At 36.8% G+C, this 19,003-nt stretch carries 19 protein-coding genes; 13 read left to right on the plus strand and 6 right to left on the minus strand.

Annotated elements, in window-relative coordinates:
* Window positions 1-5: 5 nt before the first annotated feature.
* Both PQQ29_RS05335 and PQQ29_RS05340 read right to left on the minus strand, forming a co-directional pair.
* Window positions 6-2,180 (minus strand): ATP-dependent Clp protease ATP-binding subunit, encoded by a 2,175-nt coding sequence (locus PQQ29_RS05335; protein ID WP_185625206.1) that lies wholly within the window; start codon window positions 2,178-2,180, stop codon window positions 6-8.
* Between the two features lie 163 nt (window positions 2,181-2,343).
* Window positions 2,344-2,955 carry a CPBP family intramembrane glutamic endopeptidase gene (locus PQQ29_RS05340; RefSeq protein ID WP_003761525.1) on the minus strand — a complete coding sequence of 204 codons (612 nt, stop codon included), beginning with the start codon at window positions 2,953-2,955 and terminating at the stop codon, window positions 2,344-2,346.
* A gap of 144 nt (window positions 2,956-3,099) precedes the next feature.
* Here PQQ29_RS05340 and PQQ29_RS05345 point away from each other — a divergent pair, with 144 nt between their 5' ends.
* The gene (locus PQQ29_RS05345) at window positions 3,100-3,891 is read left to right on the plus strand and encodes a membrane protein (RefSeq protein ID WP_010990713.1); all 792 of its coding nucleotides are present in this window, start codon (window positions 3,100-3,102) and stop codon (window positions 3,889-3,891) included.
* A gap of 12 nt (window positions 3,892-3,903) precedes the next feature.
* Here PQQ29_RS05345 and PQQ29_RS05350 read toward each other — a convergent pair whose 3' ends face one another.
* Complete coding sequence (locus PQQ29_RS05350) at window positions 3,904-5,370, minus strand: phytoene desaturase family protein (protein ID WP_003771252.1); 1,467 nt, start codon at window positions 5,368-5,370, stop codon at window positions 3,904-3,906.
* 103 nt (window positions 5,371-5,473) lie between these two features.
* Complete coding sequence (locus PQQ29_RS05355) at window positions 5,474-5,743, minus strand: YkvS family protein (RefSeq protein WP_003771254.1); 270 nt, start codon at window positions 5,741-5,743, stop codon at window positions 5,474-5,476.
* Between the two features lie 308 nt (window positions 5,744-6,051).
* Here PQQ29_RS05355 and PQQ29_RS05360 point away from each other — a divergent pair, with 308 nt between their 5' ends.
* The 4 genes from PQQ29_RS05360 to PQQ29_RS05375 all read left to right on the plus strand — a co-directional run bounded on the left by PQQ29_RS05360 (window position 6,052) and on the right by PQQ29_RS05375 (window position 10,056).
* A complete protein-coding gene (locus PQQ29_RS05360; protein ID WP_003719221.1) occupies window positions 6,052-6,318 on the plus strand; it encodes a phosphocarrier protein HPr in 267 nt (88 codons plus the stop codon).
* Window positions 6,318-8,036, plus strand: a complete 1,719-nt coding sequence (gene ptsP, locus PQQ29_RS05365) for a phosphoenolpyruvate--protein phosphotransferase (protein ID WP_003771256.1) — start codon at window positions 6,318-6,320, stop codon at window positions 8,034-8,036. The genes PQQ29_RS05360 and ptsP overlap by 1 nt, the downstream gene beginning before the upstream one ends.
* Window positions 8,037-8,148: 112 nt before the next feature.
* Window positions 8,149-9,183 (plus strand): YdcF family protein, encoded by a 1,035-nt coding sequence (locus PQQ29_RS05370; protein WP_003761536.1) that lies wholly within the window; start codon window positions 8,149-8,151, stop codon window positions 9,181-9,183.
* Between the two features lie 12 nt (window positions 9,184-9,195).
* Window positions 9,196-10,056, plus strand: coding sequence for an NAD(P)-dependent oxidoreductase (locus PQQ29_RS05375; RefSeq protein ID WP_187984074.1), 861 nt, complete (start codon window positions 9,196-9,198; stop codon window positions 10,054-10,056).
* Window positions 10,057-10,095: 39 nt separating this feature from the next.
* On the opposite strand, the gene PQQ29_RS05380 is transcribed toward PQQ29_RS05375, so the two are convergent.
* Window positions 10,096-11,241 carry an aminotransferase class I/II-fold pyridoxal phosphate-dependent enzyme gene (locus PQQ29_RS05380; protein WP_187984075.1) on the minus strand — a complete coding sequence of 382 codons (1,146 nt, stop codon included), beginning with the start codon at window positions 11,239-11,241 and terminating at the stop codon, window positions 10,096-10,098.
* A 219-nt stretch (window positions 11,242-11,460) separates the two neighbouring features.
* Here PQQ29_RS05380 and PQQ29_RS05385 point away from each other — a divergent pair, with 219 nt between their 5' ends.
* From PQQ29_RS05385 to PQQ29_RS05410, 6 genes are all read left to right on the plus strand, one after another.
* Window positions 11,461-11,682: a hypothetical protein gene (locus PQQ29_RS05385; protein WP_003726553.1), complete on the plus strand. Its 222-nt coding sequence runs from the start codon at window positions 11,461-11,463 to the stop codon at window positions 11,680-11,682.
* Window positions 11,683-11,994: 312 nt separating this feature from the next.
* Window positions 11,995-12,228 (plus strand): YkuJ family protein, encoded by a 234-nt coding sequence (locus PQQ29_RS05390; RefSeq protein WP_003719227.1) that lies wholly within the window; start codon window positions 11,995-11,997, stop codon window positions 12,226-12,228.
* Between the two features lie 216 nt (window positions 12,229-12,444).
* On the plus strand, window positions 12,445-12,897 hold the full coding sequence (gene cbpB, locus PQQ29_RS05395; protein WP_003761542.1) for a cyclic-di-AMP-binding protein CbpB: 453 nt from the start codon (window positions 12,445-12,447) through the stop codon (window positions 12,895-12,897).
* The gene (locus tag PQQ29_RS05400) at window positions 12,894-13,772 is read left to right on the plus strand and encodes a transcriptional regulator CcpC (protein ID WP_003761543.1); all 879 of its coding nucleotides are present in this window, start codon (window positions 12,894-12,896) and stop codon (window positions 13,770-13,772) included. Before cbpB ends, PQQ29_RS05400 begins: the two co-directional genes overlap by 4 nt.
* Before the next feature lie 47 nt (window positions 13,773-13,819).
* Complete coding sequence (dapD, locus tag PQQ29_RS05405; protein ID WP_003729819.1) at window positions 13,820-14,530, plus strand: 2,3,4,5-tetrahydropyridine-2,6-dicarboxylate N-acetyltransferase; 711 nt, start codon at window positions 13,820-13,822, stop codon at window positions 14,528-14,530.
* Window positions 14,531-14,592: 62 nt separating this feature from the next.
* Window positions 14,593-15,708 carry an N-acetyldiaminopimelate deacetylase gene (locus PQQ29_RS05410; RefSeq protein WP_187984076.1) on the plus strand — a complete coding sequence of 372 codons (1,116 nt, stop codon included), beginning with the start codon at window positions 14,593-14,595 and terminating at the stop codon, window positions 15,706-15,708.
* A gap of 44 nt (window positions 15,709-15,752) precedes the next feature.
* Here the strand turns inward: PQQ29_RS05410 and PQQ29_RS05415 are convergent, their stop codons facing one another.
* Complete coding sequence (locus PQQ29_RS05415; protein WP_003740536.1) at window positions 15,753-16,598, minus strand: mechanosensitive ion channel family protein; 846 nt, start codon at window positions 16,596-16,598, stop codon at window positions 15,753-15,755.
* A gap of 370 nt (window positions 16,599-16,968) precedes the next feature.
* On the opposite strand from PQQ29_RS05415, the gene PQQ29_RS05420 reads away from it, so the two are divergent.
* Together PQQ29_RS05420 and PQQ29_RS05425 are read left to right on the plus strand one after the other, a co-directional pair.
* The gene (locus PQQ29_RS05420) at window positions 16,969-18,162 is read left to right on the plus strand and encodes a quaternary amine ABC transporter ATP-binding protein (protein ID WP_010990716.1); all 1,194 of its coding nucleotides are present in this window, start codon (window positions 16,969-16,971) and stop codon (window positions 18,160-18,162) included.
* Window positions 18,155-19,003 carry an ABC transporter permease gene (locus tag PQQ29_RS05425; protein WP_003771275.1) on the plus strand — a complete coding sequence of 283 codons (849 nt, stop codon included), beginning with the start codon at window positions 18,155-18,157 and terminating at the stop codon, window positions 19,001-19,003. The genes PQQ29_RS05420 and PQQ29_RS05425 overlap by 8 nt, the downstream gene beginning before the upstream one ends.

The following is a 19,003-nucleotide window of genomic DNA, read 5'->3' on the forward strand; positions in this document are numbered from 1 at the left end:
TTTTATTAAACTGTTACTTGTTCAGTTATAACGATATTTTTATCGTCATTTAGTGTGGCATTTAATTTTTTCGCTTCTGGTTGATCAATTAAACTATCGGCAATCGCATCTTCTAAGTGTTCTTGGATTGTGCGGCGAAGTGGTCTAGCACCAAATTTAGGGTCATATCCAAGCTCGATTAAATGTTCTTTAACTTCTTTAGAAACGTCTATAGTTACTCCTTCTTGTGCGAGCATTGAATTTAAGTCAACGAGCATTAAGTCGATAATTTGTACTAAATCATCTTTTTCAAGAGATTTAAATTCAATAACGCTATCTAGACGGTTTAAAAATTCTGGTTTAAAGTATGCGCCTAGTTTTGCAAGGATATCTGAGCCTTTTTCAAGTTTATTGTCAGTTGCTGTATTAAAGCCAACAGAAGCTTCTGTATCAGTCGTACCAGCATTACTTGTCATGATAATCACTGTATCTTTAAAGCTTACTGTGCGTCCTTGAGAATCAGTTAGACGTCCATCCTCTAGAATTTGTAAAAACATATGTTGTACATCCGGGTGTGCTTTTTCAATTTCGTCTAAAAGGATGATGCTATAAGGATTACGACGAACTTTTTCAGTTAATTGACCAGCTTCTTCGTGACCAACATAGCCTGGAGGAGAACCGATTAATTTAGAGACGCTGTGTTTTTCCATGAATTCACTCATATCTAAACGAATCATCGCTTCACTTGTACCAAATAATTCACGAGCAAGTGTGCGACCAAGTTCTGTTTTTCCGACACCAGTAGGTCCGACGAATAAGAACGAACCAATTGGACGATTTTTAGCTTTTAACCCAACACGGCTACGACGAATTGCTTTTGCTACTTTTTTCACGGCATCATCTTGACCGATTACTTTTCCGGTTAAGTTGCTTTCTAGGTTTTTCATTTTGGATTGTTCGTCTTCTTGTAAACGTCCTACTGGAATACCAGTTTTTTCTTCAATAATCGCTTGAATATCAGAAGATTGAATAACTGGCCGTTCTGAAAAGGAGTTACTAGTTTTATTTTCTTCAAGTCGAGTAATTTCGTCCCGAACTTTGGCTGCTTTTTCGTAGTCTTCCATTTGAAGGGCTTGGTTTTTTTCTTCTTCTAAACGAGCAACACGTTCACTAACGGTGTTTTCATCCAATTTTTCAATAGATAGATTGTATTTTGAACCAACTTCATCCATTAAATCAATCGCTTTATCTGGCAAATGACGGTCTTGAATGTAGCGAGAGCTTAATTCAACCGCTGCTTTTAAAGCTTCCGGAGAATAAACAACTTCATGGAAATCTTCATATTTGGATTTCAAGCCATTTAAAATAGTAAGTGTTTCTTCGGTAGAAGGTTCATTCACCGTTACTGGTTGGAAACGACGCTCAAGTGCAGCATCTTTTTCGATAGTACGATATTCTTTTAGCGTTGTTGCACCAATCATTTGTAAGTCACCGCGAGCTAAGGCTGGTTTTAAAATATTTCCTGCGTCCATTGAACCTTCTGCGGATCCAGCGCCGACAATTGTGTGCACTTCATCAATAAACAAGATGGTGTTTTTGCGTTCTTGTAATTCTTTAATTAATTGTTTCATTCGTTCTTCAAACTGTCCGCGGATTCCAGTTCCAGAAACGAGAGAAGCAACATCTAGTAAGATAACTTCTTTGTTCATTAACTTACTTGGAACTTCACCTGCGACAATTGCATTTGCAAGTCCTTCGACAACCGCAGTTTTACCAACACCTGGTTCACCGATAAGGACAGGATTGTTTTTATTACGACGATTCAAGATTTCGATGACACGTTTAATTTCTTTGTCACGACCAATTACTGGATCGAGTTGATCGTTTTTCGCCATATCTGTTAAGTTTGTTCCAAATTCATCTAGTAAGCCGTTTCCAGCGCCACCAGTTTGTGTTTGTACTTGTGCGTTTCTTTGACTTTGTTGTTCACGGCTTGCTTGGTTTGCAGCGCCACTTAGTTGACGGAAAATATCATCGAACGGGGAACCGCCAGCACCTGGAAATTCATTTGCCCCAAAGTTTGCTTGATTTCTAACTTCTGCGTAACAAGAGGCACAAAGCGGCATTTCTACACGCTTGCCGTTAATATTCATATATAGTTGGATTGTTGCTTGATTTTGATTGCATTTTTCACAGTTCATAGTTAATTTCCTCCTTTTAAAAATGAGAAATGAAAGGCCTTGACTTTGACTATCTTTGACCTTATGAATTAATTATATACTGACCTATTTTGACTTTCAAGTATTTTGCTTCAAATTTTTCATAAAAAAACATTCCTATAAAAAAGGAATGTTTCTAAGTTTTTTAATAAATTGGCAATGCCGCGAGTAATAAAAAGGCAAAGGTCAAATGCGACAGATAAACCATGAGAAGGCTCGGGCGATAAGAGTACATCACATTCCATACAAGAGATGCAACAAAAATACCGATGATAGCGGCAAAATTACCACTAGGCAACATCATGACCATACATAGTAAGGCGGCAAAAATATTAGAGAACCAATGATTAAAATAATGGTTCAAACGTTTTAATACAAATCCACGCCAGAAAATTTCTTCACCGGGGATAATCGCGACAATCAAAAGCAACCATATTACTAAAGAGTGGGTGGAATACTTATTAAATGCAGCTTCTACAGAATGTTCTAGACCACCTGGCATTACTTTAATAATAAAGGCACCTATGTAAAAAATAATATAAAGGACAATTCCGGAAAAAATTCCAGGTAAAATGCCTTTAACGAACGAAAATTCCTTTTTTAAATCGTCATTAAATATCACAAAACTAAGTAAAAATAACATCCCAGCTCCATATAAATACCAAAAAACACGTGGGAACTGATATGTTAATATAACAAGTAGGGCACATAAAATAAGTCCCAATACGAGTTTATAATCAATCTTGATGCTCTTCAAATACTTTACACCTCTTCTTAACAAATACTTCTCATACTACTTTAAAACAAATGAAATCGTTTGGCAACAATTAAACAAAAGATAAGATAAAAGTTGTGCAATTTAATAAATCCTATATAATGAAAAAATAGGAGTGGTTCATAGATGTTAGAAAAAAACTACAAATTTTTACTTTGGGTATATATATTCTGGTTTTTAGGTAGTGTATTGCTAGTTTCTTTACACATTATTCCGCCGCGTTTAACAACAATCCAATCGCTATTTTTAGTATTTACTGGAGTTTTTGCAGCAGTTTTCTTTATTATGCAATATGGCAAATGGCTTGGATCTGCTATTACACTACTTATTTTTGTTGTCAGTACTTGTATTGAATGGATGCAATTAAGTTATACGGATGAATATATTGGCTCGACGCTAGGCGGGAGTTTGTACGGTATTCCTATTACGATGGGATTCATTTGGGTCGGAATGATTGCCGGGACACACATTATCGCACGTGAAATCACACTTAAAATCAATGTTGATTGGATTCGTGGAGGAATTTATTCTTTTATCGCAGCTACGATGGTGATGATTTTTGAAGTCTTAATTGAACCAATCACAATGCAATCTAAACAACTATATATTACGCAAAATGGTTTTACGATCTTACAGCTATCTGATTTTATAAATTGGTGGCTCTTAGGCCTGATTTTACATTTAATGATTTATTTTATTTTAAGTTTAACGGATAGTTGGGAACGACTTAAATATCCAGATTTAAAATCAGAAATTGTCATCGTTTATTGGATTATTATCGCTTTCTTTGTCTTTTTATCGTTCTATCTTGATTTATGGACCTCGATTGCTATTATTATTGTTTCAAATATTATTTTTACAGCTTGTTATTTCTTTAGCCTTGAAAAAGAAACGAAGACTACAAAGAAATCCGAGTAATCAGCTAATCGATTACTCGGATTTCTTTTCTTTTTGCAAAAATTTCTTGGTAGCAATTTGTGCGTTTTCAATAATGAAAGGGAGGGAGCTACTAGACATGGCTCCAGCTCCGACAACAAATAAGTTCTTAAACTTAGGTGACTTTTTCGCAGGATGTAAGAAACCTTGTTGATGCCATAAATGTTGTAAACCGAATATTGCCCCGTATTTTACATGATATTTTTCTTCCCAATCAGTTGGAGTAATAATATATTCTTCTTCAATATAATCCTCTAAATCAGGAATCTCTAATCTCGCCTTTACCGTATCTAATATTAATTGACGGAATGCAGGTGTTTGTTCTTTCCAATCAATGCCACTAGTAGTATTTGGAGCAGAAACCATAATCCGAACGCTTGAATGATTCATTGGCGCCATTGTGTTATCCGTGGCTGAAGGATTAGTTATATGAATCGCTAAGTCTTTAGAAAGGATTTTTTTATGGATGGTATTATTCGCAAATTCTCGGTAATTATCTGGAAAAATAATGGATTGATGTGAAAAGGGAAGCACTGTTTTCAAACCAAGATACAACATAAAAGCAGAAGAGGAGTATTCTTTTTCTTTCTCCTTTACTTTCGTGTTACTTGTTAACGAATAAATAAAATCCAAATTAGTAAAGTAATAATCAGCTTCAATCGATTGTCCGTTAGCAAGAGTTGCACTAGTAATTTCTTTTCCATTCGTTTCAAAGGAGGTTACTTCAGAATTAAAGTAGAATTTCCCTTTATTTTCCATAACGACTTGTTGCATCGCTTCGACAATTTTATTTTGACCACCGATTGGATGAAAAGTGCCGAAATAATACTCAGAAAAAGGAATAATACTATATGCTGCTGGAATATCCCATGGTGACATTCCTAAATAACGCATTTGTAAGGAAAAAGCGATACGAAGATATTTGCTATTAAAATATCTGGCCAAATCATCCATTAAAGATCGCCCAAGCGTGAGACTTGGAAGTGCGCGTATTGTAGTTGGTCGAAAGAAATCAAATAAGGAACTGTAGTTAAATTGATTAAGCGGCGAAATATAAAGCATTTTTTTCGTATTTTCTCTCATAAAACGATCAAATCCATCTTCTTCACCAGGAAAGTAAGTTTTAATAACTGTTTTTGTTTCAGAATAATCGCTATAAAGCGGAAAAGTAATATCTTTAAAATAAAGCGTGTGTATTGGATTGATTGGTAAAAGGGAAACATAATCTAAAATATTACGGTTACAATCCATAAAAAGAGAAGTTAATACATGCGTCATTGTTAAAGCGGAAGGTCCTACATCAAATGAATATTTACCCATTTTATGCAGTGCAGTTCTACCACCAATACGGTCATTTTTTTCATAGATGCTTACTTGATAGCCGAGTTGACTTAAAAGCATACCAGTAGCTAAACCACCCGGACCTGCTCCAATAATGGCAATTTTCTTTTTACTTTCCACATTAAAACGCTCCTTTTCCCGTTTTTAAACATATAAAAAACGCAAAAACATAAAGCATTGTTAAACGAAAATGCTTTACTTTTGCGCAGTTAGAAATAATTTTTTATTCTTCTGTCTCTTCTTCGTCTTCTTCTACAGAATGAATAATTTGATAATTTTTGTGATTTACCACTGTTTTTTCTTCAATACCTAAATCTTTAAAATTTTCCATATAAGTTAAGTCGACAATAACAGAATTTTCGTTGAGCTTTTCAACAATTCCTGTTAAGCCATCCTTAAATTCAATAATGTCTCCAACATGTGCCTTTGCCATTGTTATCACTCCTTCAATTTTCGGTGTTGCGTTTATCTTGATGAAAAAGAATGTATGCATTTTTGAACCTTCCTTAAATTCTGCACTAAAAACCTATTAAAATCAACTATAAGCCTTTAAAAAGTGCATTTTAAATCAAAAATGCAACAATTTAGTGACAAAATTATAGAAAACGCTCCCTTTCTTCCAGTTGTAAAAGAACGAAAGAAGCCGTAATAGAAAAAAACATTCTAAAAAATTTTTAATCAAATAGTTGTAACAATAGGTAAAACATGGTACTCTTTTTAATTGAGGGATAGTCTTTTTTGCTGAAAATTTTTCGGCTTAAAAGGTTACAACAAATTTCTTTACAAAGGAGAATGTAAATTATGGAACAAGCAAGTTTTGTAGTAATCGATGAAACAGGAATTCACGCACGCCCAGCAACTCTATTGGTGCAGGCTGCAAGTAAATACAGCTCTGACGTTCAAATTGAATACACTGGCAAAAAAGTAAATCTTAAATCAATCATGGGTGTTATGTCCCTTGGTATTGGTAAAGGCGCTGACATCACTATCTATACTGAAGGTAGCGACGAAAAAGAAGCAATTGAAGGACTAACTGAAGTTCTTAAGAAAGAAGGATTGGCTGAATAATGGCTAAAGAGTTGAAAGGTATCGCAGCATCTGATGGGATTGCCATTGCGAAAGCTTATCTGCTCGTTGAACCTGATCTTTCCTATGAAAAAACTGAAGTTACGGATGTTGAAAGTGAAGTAAAACGTTTTGAAAGCGCGTTAGAAGTTTCTAGAACAGAACTTTCAACGATTCGTGAAAAAGCAGCTAAAGACTTAGGCGAAGATAAGGCACAAATTTTTGACGCGCATCTTCTAGTTTTAAACGATCCTGAATTAACAGGACCAATTGAAGAAAGCATCAAAAATGCTAAAACGAATGCAGAAACAGCTTTACAAGAAACGACAGACATGTTTATTGGTATGTTTGAATCTATGGACAACGAATACATGCGTGAACGTGCAGCTGATATTAAAGATGTACGCAAACGTGTTCTTTCTCACTTACTAGGTGTGACTATTCCAAATCCAGCTTTAATTGATGAGGAAGTAGTTGTTGTCGCAGCTGATTTAACGCCTTCTGATACCGCACAACTTAACCGTAAATTTGTTAAAGGTTTTGTGACGGATATTGGTGGTCGTACTTCGCATTCTGCTATTATGGCACGCTCTCTTGAAATTCCAGCAGTAGTTGGAACAAAAGAAGTAACTGCTAGCGTAGCGAAAAACGATATTGTTATTATTGATGGTTTGGAAGGTAATGTTATCATCCACCCAACAGAAGAACAAATCGCTCACTATGAAAAAATTAAATCTGATTTTGCTTTACAACAAGCAGAATGGGAAAAACTTAAAAATGAAAAAACAGTTTCTAAAGACGGCGTTCACGTTGAGCTTGCAGCAAACATCGGAACTCCGAATGATTTAGAAGGTGTCATTTCTAATGGCGGGGAAGCAGTTGGACTTTATCGTACAGAATTCTTGTACATGGGTCGCGACAATTTCCCAACAGAAGAAGAACAATTCGAAGCGTATAAAGCAGTAGTTTCTGGTATGAACGGAAAATCTGTGGTAGTTCGTACATTAGATATTGGCGGCGATAAAACGTTACCTTATTTAGAACTTCCAGAAGAAATGAACCCATTCCTAGGATTCCGTGCGATTCGTCTTTGTTTTGCGAATGAAGAATTATTCCGTACACAACTTCGCGCTCTACTTCGCGCAAGTGTATATGGTAACTTAAAAATTATGTTCCCGATGATTGCAACAGTAAATGAATTCCGCCAAGCGCGCGATATTTTACTAGATGAAAAAGCGAAACTAAAAGCTGCTGGAACAGAAGTATCTGATTCCATCGAACTTGGAATTATGATTGAAATTCCTGCTGCTGCAGTTTTAGCTGATCAATTTGCAAAAGAAGTTGATTTCTTCTCAATCGGAACAAATGACTTGATTCAGTATACAATGGCTGCTGACCGTATGAATGAACGCGTTTCTTACCTTTACCAACCATACAATCCATCTATTTTACGCTTAGTAAAAATGGTAATTGATGCTTCTCATAAAGAGGGCAAATGGACTGGTATGTGTGGGGAAATGGCTGGAGATCAAACGGCTGTACCACTTCTTTTAGGCTTAGGCTTAGATGAATTTTCAATGAGTGCTTCAAGCATTCTTAAATCTCGTTCGTTAATCAAACGTTTAGATCAATCTGAAATGGTTAAATTAGCGGAAGAAGCTTTAAATAAATCTACAGCAGAAGAAGTTGTAGAATTAGTTGAGAAATATACTGCAGAGTAAGCTCTGATGAAGACCTAGACAAATTTCTTTGTCTAGGTCTTTTTATATTGTGAAAAAAGGGTGTGCAAAGTATAATTAAAAATACAGTTAGCTTAAAAAGGAGGCAACAAGATTGGTTATCTATTCATTAGCAGGATTTTTTCTTCTGCTTTTCATTGTTTTATCTTTTATAGATAGACGAAGAATAAGTAACGGGATTGTTTTAACACTTGCACTATTTTTCTCTTTACTTTCCCTTATTTACGTTACTCTTTCAAACGGGAACGAGTTGTTTGTTTCAATTATGAGTACGGTGTTGATTTTACTGTTCTTACTTATTCCATTTTTTATAATTGGACTTGCAACAACACTAATTATGAATGGGCGTTTAATGTTAAAACGGGAAGGACGAAAACTCGCTAATATGCTACCGTTATTTATTGGCTTAGTTATCGTCATTTTATTTATTTTTTGGTTCGGTAGTATTTTGAAAAACGGCAGCCCGATACTTGGAATGGTTGTAGTATTTGTAATGGCATTTGTAGGATATTTTTCGTTTTTATTTTTATCATTTCTTCTATCAACGTTCCTATATCAATTCAATTTCCCAAGATATAATCAAGATTTTCTTATTGTGCTTGGTAGTGGCTTGATTGATGGGGATAGGGTGCCACCGTTACTTGCGAGCAGATTAAATCGTGCTATCGCGTTCTATGAGAAACAATATGACAAAAAAGGGAAACGCGCTACTTTCATCGTTTCGGGTGGACAGGGCGCAAATGAGACGGTCTCAGAAGCAAGAGCGATGCGTGACTATTTAATTAGTAAAGGTATTGATGAAAACTTCATTATCATGGAAGACAAATCGGTTAATACACTTCAAAATATGCAATTTTCAAAAGCAAAAATGGATGCAATTATGCCGACATATAACAGTTTATTTTCGACTAATAACTTTCACCTTTTCCGAGCAGGTTTATACGCAAGAAAAGCTGGTCTGAAAAGTCAGGGGATTGGTGCAAAAACAGCACTTTATTATATGCCAAATGCCTTGATTCGAGAATTTATTGCGATTACCGTAATGTATAAAAAAGTTCATTTGATACTACTTGGCTTAGTTGTATTGTTCTTTGTATTTTTAGCGATAATTGGTATTACATTTAGGTAGGAGGTTTTTTAGGTGGAAAAAATAGGTTTTGTTGGTACTGGCGTGATGGGGTCAAGCATGGCTAAACATCTTCTTGAGGCTGGCTATGAGGTGCATATTTATACGCGTACGAAAGAAAAAGCAGAAGCACTTCTTAGTCAAGGGGCGCTATGGGAATCTGATCCGGGCTCACTAGGAGCTAAAGTGGATATCTTAATTTCAATGGTTGGCTATCCAAAAGATGTAGAACAACTATACTTAGGTGAAAATGGTTTCTTAGATAATTTGAAAGCAGGTTCTGTTGCGATTGATATGACGACCTCCTCACCTGCATTAGCTAAAAAAATTGCTGAAGCGGGCCACGAAAAAGGGCTAGGTGTACTTGATGCACCAGTTTCAGGCGGTGATATTGGAGCAAAAAATGGAACACTTGCGATTATGGTTGGTGGAGCAGAAGATGTATTCTTAAAAGTGAAACCGATTTTTGAAATTCTTGGTAGCAGTGTGATATTACAAGGAGATGCTGGCTCTGGCCAACATACAAAAATGGTAAATCAAATTGCAATTGCTTCTAACATGATTGGTGTGACAGAAGCGATTATTTATGCAGAAAGAGCAGGACTTAATCCTTCGCGCGTTCTTGATTCTATTTCAGGTGGAGCAGCAGGAAGTTGGTCACTTACAAACTTGATTCCACGGATACTAGAAGATGATTTTTCACCAGGATTCTTTATTAAACATTTTATTAAAGACATGGGAATTGCTTTATCTGAAGCAAAACAAATGGGGTTAGAGCTTCCCGGGCTTACCTTGGCTGAGAAAATGTATCAGACTTTGGCAGAACAAGGCTTGAGCGAGGAAGGCACACAGGCGCTCATTAAATATTATCGGTAAATAAAGAAACACCCGCTAACTAATTTAGCGGGTGTTTCTTTATTTTGCTAAAAATTGAGCCATCCGATCTAACGCTTCTGCAAGGTTATTAACGGAAGTAGCATAAGAAAGTCGGAAGTAACGGTCACCTTTTTCAGAAAAAGCATTTCCTGGTACGACAGCTACTTTGGCTTCTTCTGCGAGTCTAACAGCCCAATCAAAGGAGTTTTCAGTTATGTCATCTGGCAGTTTTACAAAGAAATAGAAAGCTCCATCAGGTGGGATGACTTTAAAGCCCATTTTTTCTAAGCGATCTTGTGTGAAGTTTGCTCGTGTTTTATATTCCGTGCGCATTTGGAACGCATCGTCTTTTCCGTTTGTAATGGCTTCTAAGGCTGCTTTTTGAGAAATTGAGCTGGCGCATGTCACCGAATATTGATGAATTTTCAGCATTTCGGTAGTGATTATTTCTGGGGCTAGTAGGAAGCCGATTCGCCAACCAATCATTGCATGCGATTTAGATAGGCCATTGATTACAATTGTTTGATCACGGAGCATTGGTGCAATACTTACGTGCTCTTCATGGTACGTTAATTCACTATAAATTTCATCTGCAATAACGAAAATACCTGTTTCTTTTAAAACTTCTGCTAGATCTCTTAGTTCTTGTTTAGAAAGTGAGACACCAGTTGGGTTAGACGGATAAGGAATAATAAGTGCTTTCGTTTTTGGTGTAATATGTGCTCGTAATTGTTCTGGCGTTAATTTGAAATTGGATTCCGTTGTATCTACTTTGACCGGGCGGGCTTTATTTAGTGTTATAAGTGGTTCATACCCAGGATAAATTGGGTCAGGTAAGATAACTTCATCACCTGGCTCTAAGATAGTTTGCAGCGCGACTGAAATAGCCTCTGTAGCACCTACTGTAACGATGATTTCTTTATTACTATAAGTTAGGTCATATTTCTCCTCAAAGTACGAAGAAGCTGCTTCAAGTAGTTCTGGCATACCTGCATTTGGTGTGTAATTGGTGAAATTTTCTTGAATGGCGGTGATGGCTGCTTGTTTTACATGCTCTGGTGTTGGAAAATCAGGTTCCCCAAGTGTTAAACGAATCATATCAGGAATACCAGTAACTCTTGTGTTAAATGTTCTGATACCACTAACTTCAATGTCGCGCAATTCTGGTCGAATGGATTTGGTCATTTTTGTCACCTTTCTTTATAAGAAAATCCCGTGAAAATCAGGTGGGAGTAAGCTTCATAATTTCATTCCATTATAGCTTAAAAAGGGAGAAAAGCAAAATATCTGAAAATATTACTAAAAAGCCTTGCACTTTTATTTAGAATGCTATAAGATAGTTTTAATAATGATAATCATTTTCAGTTAGAAATGATTGGTTGAATGTGGAAGGGGCCACCGGATATGACTAAACCAGGTAAATACGAAGCTCTCTTTTTTCCAACAAAAGACGGCTTGCTAAAAATACATGCTTACGGCTTTAATCCCTGTGGTTCATGGGGGGAAGTATTTGCTACAATTGGCGACCAAACGATTTGTGTTAAAGGATTTAATCGCCATAAAACAATTGTTCGAGCAACAAAAATGATTATAAGTGCTACGGCAAACCGAAAAAATGAATTTTAATTATCAAAGACTGTAAAAAAGATAAATACTTTTTTATAGTCTTTTTTTGAGATAAAATAAGCATGAAAATAGAACAAATCGTGTCATTCTGGTTAATTTAAAATAATTTCTTTTTCTGAATATTTCCAGAACCCTTGCGTTATACGTGCGGTTTGCGATAAAATTTGGTAGTATAGTGAAAGAAATAAGATATGGCGAAAAAACCAGATATGAGGAAATATGTAAAAAAGCATTGCCACGCGCGTATTACAATTACAGCAAGGTAGCAAATTTTTTGCACGTCAGATGGTGGATTTGAGAGGAGAGTATAAGATGTCTCAGTTACTGGGAATTATTCAACGTTTACATGCAATGCAAGAAGATGAGTCAGCTGAAACACAAGCAAGACGTTTTGAAAAAAATGGTACGCCTGTGTGCGAAGTGAAGTTTTTCCAAGCTTCTAACTCATTTGAAGTAGAAATCTATGGCGACAATAGCAAATATCAATTTGATGATATTGATATGACTGCAATCGAAATTTTTGAAACGTTACAAGAAAACGAATAACAAGGTAAACAATCAGTCAATCTGGTTATTTACTTAGAAGCCGTGAATATTTATTCACGGTTTTTTTTATGTAAAAATTCACTTTCAAGCACTAAATGAAAGAAATCAGACTAAATAGTATGGTAGAATAGGAGATGGAAAAGTTTCGTTTTATTTTTTTTAAAGTTGAAAGGAACTTCGCAGAGCTTGAAAATACAAGGAAGAGGAAGATTCTAAATGATCTCTAATAGATTTGGACAATTTATTGACAATGAACTAGCTGATTCAATGATTTCCGCTGAAAAAGTAGCTCACGTGCAACTGGGTAATAATCTCGAACATGCGCTACTTGTATTAACGAAATGCGGTTATTCTGTTATTCCAGTACTAGACTTTGAATTTAAACTCCATGGATTAATTAGCGCAGCAATGATAACAGATGCCATTCTCGGACTCGAACGGATTGAATTTGAACGACTAGAAGATTTAAAAGTGGAAGATGTTATGCAAACGGATTTCCCGGTGATTAAAGATTTTAATAATAACGAGCGAATTGTACGCTTACTTGTTGATCATCCTTTTGTTTGTGTTGTAGATGAAGACCACCATTTTGAAGGAATTGTGACAAGACGCGTTGTTTTAAAACAAGTCAATCGTTATATTCATTTACAGGTGGAGGAAAATAGATGATTGTAACGGAATATGAACTTCTTGTTTGTTTGGCAGAAGAACTAAATATGCGTAAAAGTGCGGAGAAATTATTTTTAAGTCAGCCTGCGTTGTCCCAGCGTCTGCAAACGATTGAAAGCAGATGGAATACAAAAATTTTCATTCGAACGCAAAAAGGTTTGCTTCTAACACCTGAAGGAGAAGCCATTGTCCGTCATGCATCCAGTGTGATTGAGCGCGAGCATACCATTCAAGAAAAACTAGAAGCAATGGAAGGCGTCGTTCGCGGGACACTGCGCATTGCTTGTGCGAGCGTTGTGGCTCAAATGTGGTTGCCACGTGTATTAAAGGCATTTGCAAGTGCTTATCCTAATGTCCAGATTTCCCTTGTTACTGGTTGGAGCAGTGAAGTAACTCAGCAATTAGCGGCTGGTAATGTCCATATAGGTATTGTACGCGGAAACTCGACATGGAAAAGTGTTCAAAAACCCTTATTTAACGATAAACTCGTTTTAGTTGATACAGAAATCACTAAAATTGAAGAAGTTTTCCAGACAAATCGTCCGTTTATCCAATTCCGTAGTGATTCGAATTACTATCAAGTGATTCAAGATTACTGGCAAAGAAATTTCGGGAAGATGCCGCGCCAAGCTATGTTGATGGATCAAATGGAAACCTCTAGACAAATGGCTTTAAACGGTATTGGTTTTGCCATTTTGCCAGAAGTGACGATGTTAGGCTATACGGACAAAATCAACAAAATACCACTAAGAGAAAAAGATGGCTCGATTTTAAGCCGAGAAACCAACTTATTGACCTATGAACAGTCACTTGGTCTACCGCAAGTGAAGGCGTTTTTAGAAATAACAGATAAATTCCTTGAACAAGTTAAATAGCTATGGCAAAATAGAAAACAGAACATATCGGAAGGAGACAAAAATTCATGGAACAAATGGATGCGCACCAAATTATTTCTTTTATTCAAAATAGCAAGAAAGCAACACCAGTAAAGGTTTACCTAAAAGGGGACCTAGAAAAAATCGATTTTCCTAGTGATGTAAAAACATTTATCACTGGAAATGCGGGAACTATTTTTGGAGAATGGGCTGTTGTTGAGCCATTGTTAGAGGCAAATAAAGCGAATATTGAAGATTACGTTATCGAAAATGATCGTCGTAACTCTGCTATTCCTTTGTTAGATATGAAAAATATTAACGCTCGTATTGAGCCTGGCGCAGTTATTCGCGACCAAGTTACAATTGGCGATAATGCTGTAATTATGATGGGAGCAAGCATAAATATCGGTTCTGTTATCGGTGATGGTACTATGATTGATATGAATGTTGTTCTTGGAGGCCGCGCAACTGTTGGTAAAAACTGCCACATTGGTGCTGGTTCCGTCCTTGCAGGCGTTGTAGAACCACCATCCGCTCAACCAGTTATTGTTGAAGACAATGTTGTAGTGGGCGCAAATGTTGTTGTTTTAGAAGGCGTACGTATTGGAGAAGGCGCAGTTGTAGCAGCGGGCGCGATTGTTACTAAAGACGTAGCTCCTGGAACAGTTGTAGCGGGAATTCCTGCACGTGAACTTAAAAAATTAGATGCGAAAACAGCTTCTAAAACAGAAATTATGCAAGAACTTCGCCAACTTTAAAAATCAAAGGGAACTGTTCCGTCTGTTGGCGGAGCAGTCCTTTTTTAGAAGGAGAGAGCACCATGTTAAATGAATTTATTGCCATTCGACGTGATTTGCACCAAATTCCTGAAACAGGATATAAAGAGCTAAAAACCCAAGCTTATTTACTCGATTATATTAGCAAATTACCAAACGAGTTTTTAGAAATAAAGAAATGGCGCACAGGAATTTTAGTTTTAGTAAAAGGTACTAATCCTGGAAAAACAATCGGTTATCGTACGGATATTGATGCGCTGCCTATTACGGAAGAGACTGGGTTGCCATTTGAATCGAAACATGCTGGGAATATGCATGCTTGTGGACATGATTTACATATGAGTATAGCGCTTGGAGTATTAACGCATTTTGCAAGTAAACCGGCAAAAGATAACTTATTATTTGTGTTCCAACCAGCTGAAGAAGGGCCAGGCGGAGCAAAACCGATTATGGAAAGTGCTGAATTTTCCGAGTGGCGCCCCGATACGATTTATGGTCTTCATATTGCACCAGAATATAAAGTCGGCCAAATCGCAATTAAACCAGGCTTACTATTCGCAAACACTTCCGAACTCTTTATTTCATTTAAAGGAAAAGGCGGACATGCGGCTTATCCACATTTGGCAAATGACATGGTTGTGGCGGCAAGCGCTTTTGTCGGACAAATGCAAACTATTATTAGTCGGAACATTGACCCGATGGATAGCGCGGTTATAACAATCGGACGCATTCACAGCGGAGAAATCCAAAATGTTATTGCAGAAACTGCCTTTTTGGATGGAACGATTAGGACGCTTTCTCCAGAAACAATGGAAATCGTTTGGACTCGTTTAAAACAATTAGCAAAAGGATGGGAAGAAGCCTACCAATGTGAAGTAGAATTCCATCCTGGATCCGATTACTATCAAGTGGACAATGATCCAGTTGAAACAGAAGAATTCATCCACTTTTTGGAAGAACAATATCCAGAAAGCTATGTGCCAGCTCGTTCAGCGATGACTGGAGAAGATTTTGGTTACTTTTTATCTGAAATTAAAGGGTTTATGTTTTGGTTAGGCGTGGATTCCGAGTACAGTTTGCATCACGCGAAACTTAGTCCAAAAGAAGAAGCTATTCCATTTGCAATAGATGTATTAGTGAACTTTTTGGAAAGCAAATAAAAAAGACATCAATTCGTTCTCAAAAGGAGCGAATTGGCGTCTTTTTAATTATTATTTGGTCCGAATGTGCTAACAAAATTAAGTGGTAATTCAATTTCGTTTTCTGCGAGTGCTTCGCGAATATCTTTGAGTAAGTCACGTTGAACAGAATACTGCTCGCCGTTCACTGCTTTACCAACTACGCGGATAATCATATTTGTTGCGTCAATGTTTTGCACGCCTAAGACAACAGGGGGCTCAACGATATTTTTATTTTCTTTTGCAGCAACGTCACAAACCTCACCAATAATTTTAATTGCTTTTTCCGGATCTTCATGTGGACTAATTTGAATGTCCACCATCACACGCATATTACCGCGCGAATGATTACTAACGACCATAATTTGTCTGTTAGGAATGAAATGAAGCGTGCCATCAAAATCACGTACCTGTGTTGTTCTAAGGCCAAGTGCTTCTACTGTTCCATTAACTAGTCCAATGGTAATCGTATCACCAACATCAAGTTGACGTTCAAGTAGAATAAAAAATCCAGTCACAACGTCACTAACAAGCCCTTGAGCACCAAAGGCAATGGCCAAACTCGCCACCCCAGCACTTGCAATAATCGCTGTAACATCCATAAAGTTCTGTAATAATAAAATCGCAAAAGTGAAGAATAAAACATAGCCGTAAAAATTAGAAATTAAGCTTTCTAACGTATCCGCGCGCCCAACAGAAACTGCTTGTTGTTGCCGATATTTGCGGAAGAAACTACGGATAATTTTATTACCAACCACGCGGAAAATAAAATAAAGAGCAATTAAAATGGCAATTTTTATTCCAACTGAAATAATATGATTCCAAAATTGGTCCCAGTCAATAGAACTGAACCACTTTTTGAGTAAATTCATCTTCTGGTCCACATCCTTTGAAAGTTCTCCATCCATTTCATCTCCCCCTTCCTAATGAAATGTCCTTTTCTATTCTAACAAAAATTTCACAAAAATGCTGTTATAAGAAATAATTTTTCACTGAAAAAGATTCGTTTTCAACAAAAAAAGTTAATTTTATTAAAAAAAATTTAAAAAAGCGCTAGCCATTCTTGTAGTAAGATGGAGGCGCTTTCTAAAATGTGTGAAATAGCGCAAATCAAACTGTATGATGTGAAACTAATGTGAAACTTGTGTACAATGATAAATGTTATTGCTTTTTTTAAAAGTGATATGGGCCGAATTTTTGCCTAGTAAATAATTCAATTTAAAAAAGAAAGGGGATTTTATTTTGAGCAAGATTAAAGTGGAAGAACTAACGAAGATTTTTGGAAAAAAGGCTTCTAAAGCATCTTCTTTACTTTCTCAAGGGAAATCGAAAACAGAGATTTTGAAAGAAACAGGGGCGACTATTGGTGTTAATAAAGCATCTTTTAGCGTAGAAGAAGGAGAAATTTTCGTTATAATGGGGCTTTCTGGTAGTGGGAAGTCAACTTTGGTACGACTTTTAAACCGTCTAATTGAGCCTACGAGCGGAAAAATTTGGCTGGACGGAAAAGAACTCTCTAGTTTAAATAAAAAAGAACTTTTGGAAGTTAGAAGAAAAAGCATGAGTATGGTCTTCCAAAATTTTGGTTTATTTCCAAATAGAACGATTAACCGTAATGTTGAATACGGGCTTGAAATTCAAGGAATGAACAAAGAAGAACGTGAGAAAAATGCAGCAGAATCGCTTGCACTTGTTGGTTTAGCTGGTTACGGCGAACAATATCCTTCCCAACTTTCTGGTGGGATGCAGCAACGTGTAGGGCTAGCGAGAGCACTTGCTAACAATCCAGATATTTTATTAATGGATGAGGCTTTCTCAGCACTTGACCCACTTAACAGAAAAGACATGCAAGATCAACTACTAGATTTACAAGATAAAATGAAGAAAACAATCATCTTTATTACCCATGATTTGGATGAGGCGCTTCGTATTGGCGACCACATTATGATTATGCGTGATGGTTCTGTTGTTCAAACTGGTTCCCCGGAAGAAATTCTGGCACATCCAGCAAATGAATACGTAGAAAAATTCATTGAAGATGTAGACCGTTCCAAAGTTTATACAGCGAGCAACGTAATGATACGCCCAGAAATCGTTAATTTTGAAAAAGACGGCCCTCGTGTCGCTTTAAAACGGATGCGTGAAGCTGGAACATCTAGTGTATTTGTTGTTAAGCGTAACCGTGAGTTAGTTGGTATTGTCCATGCAGCGGAAGTTTCTAAACTAGTTAAAGAAAATATTACTTCGCTTGAAACTGCTTTACACAGTGATGTACCGACAACTGGTCCGGATACGCCACTTGCAGAAATCATGGATACTATCTCGACAACAACGATTCCAATCGCTGTAACCGAAGATGGAAAATTAAAAGGAATTATTATTCGCGGATCTGTTCTGGCCGCACTTTCTGGAAACGAGGTGAACGTTAATGCCTAATATTCCAACGATTCCATTAGCTAGTTGGATTGATAAATTAGTTGATGGCTTAACGCAATTTGAAGGATTTTTTAATGTAATTACAAATATCATTGGCGGAATTGTTGATGCATTCCAATGGGTATTCGACTTAGTTCCACCATGGTTATTTATTATTTTACTAGTATTTGGGACTTTCTGGGTTAACCGCAAAGGAAAAAAATGGGGATTAATTATTTTTGAAGTTGTCGGTTTACTATTAATTTGGAACTTAGATTTCTGGCGTGATATGACTCAAACGCTGACTCTTGTTCTTACGAGTAGTTTAATTGCACTTGTTATAGGTGTTCCACTTGGTATTTGGATGGCGAAAAGCGGTATCGTTGAAAGCATCTTTAAACCGGTGCTTGACTTTATGCAAACAATGCCTGCCTTTGTATATTTAATTCCAGCCGTAGCATTTTTCGGAATTGGGATGGTTCCAGGGGTAGTTGCTTCTGTTATTTTCGCAATGCCTCCAACTGTTCGTATGACTAACCTAGGTATTCGCCAAGTTTCGACTGAGCTTGTTGAAGCAGCAGATTCATTTGGTTCAACACCTTGGCAAAAACTTTGGAAAGTACAGCTACCAATGGCGAAATCGACCATGATGGCTGGGATTAACCAAAGTATCATGTTAGCACTTTCCATGGTTGTAATTGCTTCGATGATTGGTGCAATGGGACTTGGAACACGTGTTTACTTTGCAGTAGGACGTAATGACGCTGGTGGCGGATTTGTAGCTGGGATTGCGATTGTTATCGTAGCAATTATCCTAGACCGTCTAACACAAGCTTTCAATAAAAAAGCGAAATCAGAATAA

It is taken from the genome of Listeria innocua (assembly GCF_028596125.1).
Lineage (GTDB): Bacteria > Bacillota > Bacilli > Lactobacillales > Listeriaceae > Listeria > Listeria innocua.

What these genes read in the sequence shown, in the direction of transcription:
- PQQ29_RS05335 (WP_185625206.1), bottom strand. Translation starts at nt 2,180, where the DNA reads ATGAACTGTGAAAAATGCAATCAAAATCAAGCAACAATCCAACTATAT.
- PQQ29_RS05345 (WP_010990713.1), top strand. Translation starts at nt 3,100, where the DNA reads ATGTTAGAAAAAAACTACAAATTTTTACTTTGGGTATATATATTCTGG.
- PQQ29_RS05355 (WP_003771254.1), bottom strand. Translation starts at nt 5,743, where the DNA reads ATGCATACATTCTTTTTCATCAAGATAAACGCAACACCGAAAATTGAA.
- PQQ29_RS05360 (WP_003719221.1), top strand. Translation starts at nt 6,052, where the DNA reads ATGGAACAAGCAAGTTTTGTAGTAATCGATGAAACAGGAATTCACGCA.
- ptsP (WP_003771256.1), top strand. Translation starts at nt 6,318, where the DNA reads ATGGCTAAAGAGTTGAAAGGTATCGCAGCATCTGATGGGATTGCCATT.
- PQQ29_RS05380 (WP_187984075.1), bottom strand. Translation starts at nt 11,241, where the DNA reads ATGACCAAATCCATTCGACCAGAATTGCGCGACATTGAAGTTAGTGGT.
- PQQ29_RS05385 (WP_003726553.1), top strand. Translation starts at nt 11,461, where the DNA reads ATGACTAAACCAGGTAAATACGAAGCTCTCTTTTTTCCAACAAAAGAC.
- PQQ29_RS05390 (WP_003719227.1), top strand. Translation starts at nt 11,995, where the DNA reads ATGTCTCAGTTACTGGGAATTATTCAACGTTTACATGCAATGCAAGAA.
- cbpB (WP_003761542.1), top strand. Translation starts at nt 12,445, where the DNA reads ATGATCTCTAATAGATTTGGACAATTTATTGACAATGAACTAGCTGAT.
- PQQ29_RS05400 (WP_003761543.1), top strand. Translation starts at nt 12,894, where the DNA reads ATGATTGTAACGGAATATGAACTTCTTGTTTGTTTGGCAGAAGAACTA.
- dapD (WP_003729819.1), top strand. Translation starts at nt 13,820, where the DNA reads ATGGAACAAATGGATGCGCACCAAATTATTTCTTTTATTCAAAATAGC.
- PQQ29_RS05410 (WP_187984076.1), top strand. Translation starts at nt 14,593, where the DNA reads ATGTTAAATGAATTTATTGCCATTCGACGTGATTTGCACCAAATTCCT.
- PQQ29_RS05415 (WP_003740536.1), bottom strand. Translation starts at nt 16,598, where the DNA reads ATGAATTTACTCAAAAAGTGGTTCAGTTCTATTGACTGGGACCAATTT.
- PQQ29_RS05425 (WP_003771275.1), top strand. Translation starts at nt 18,155, where the DNA reads ATGCCTAATATTCCAACGATTCCATTAGCTAGTTGGATTGATAAATTA.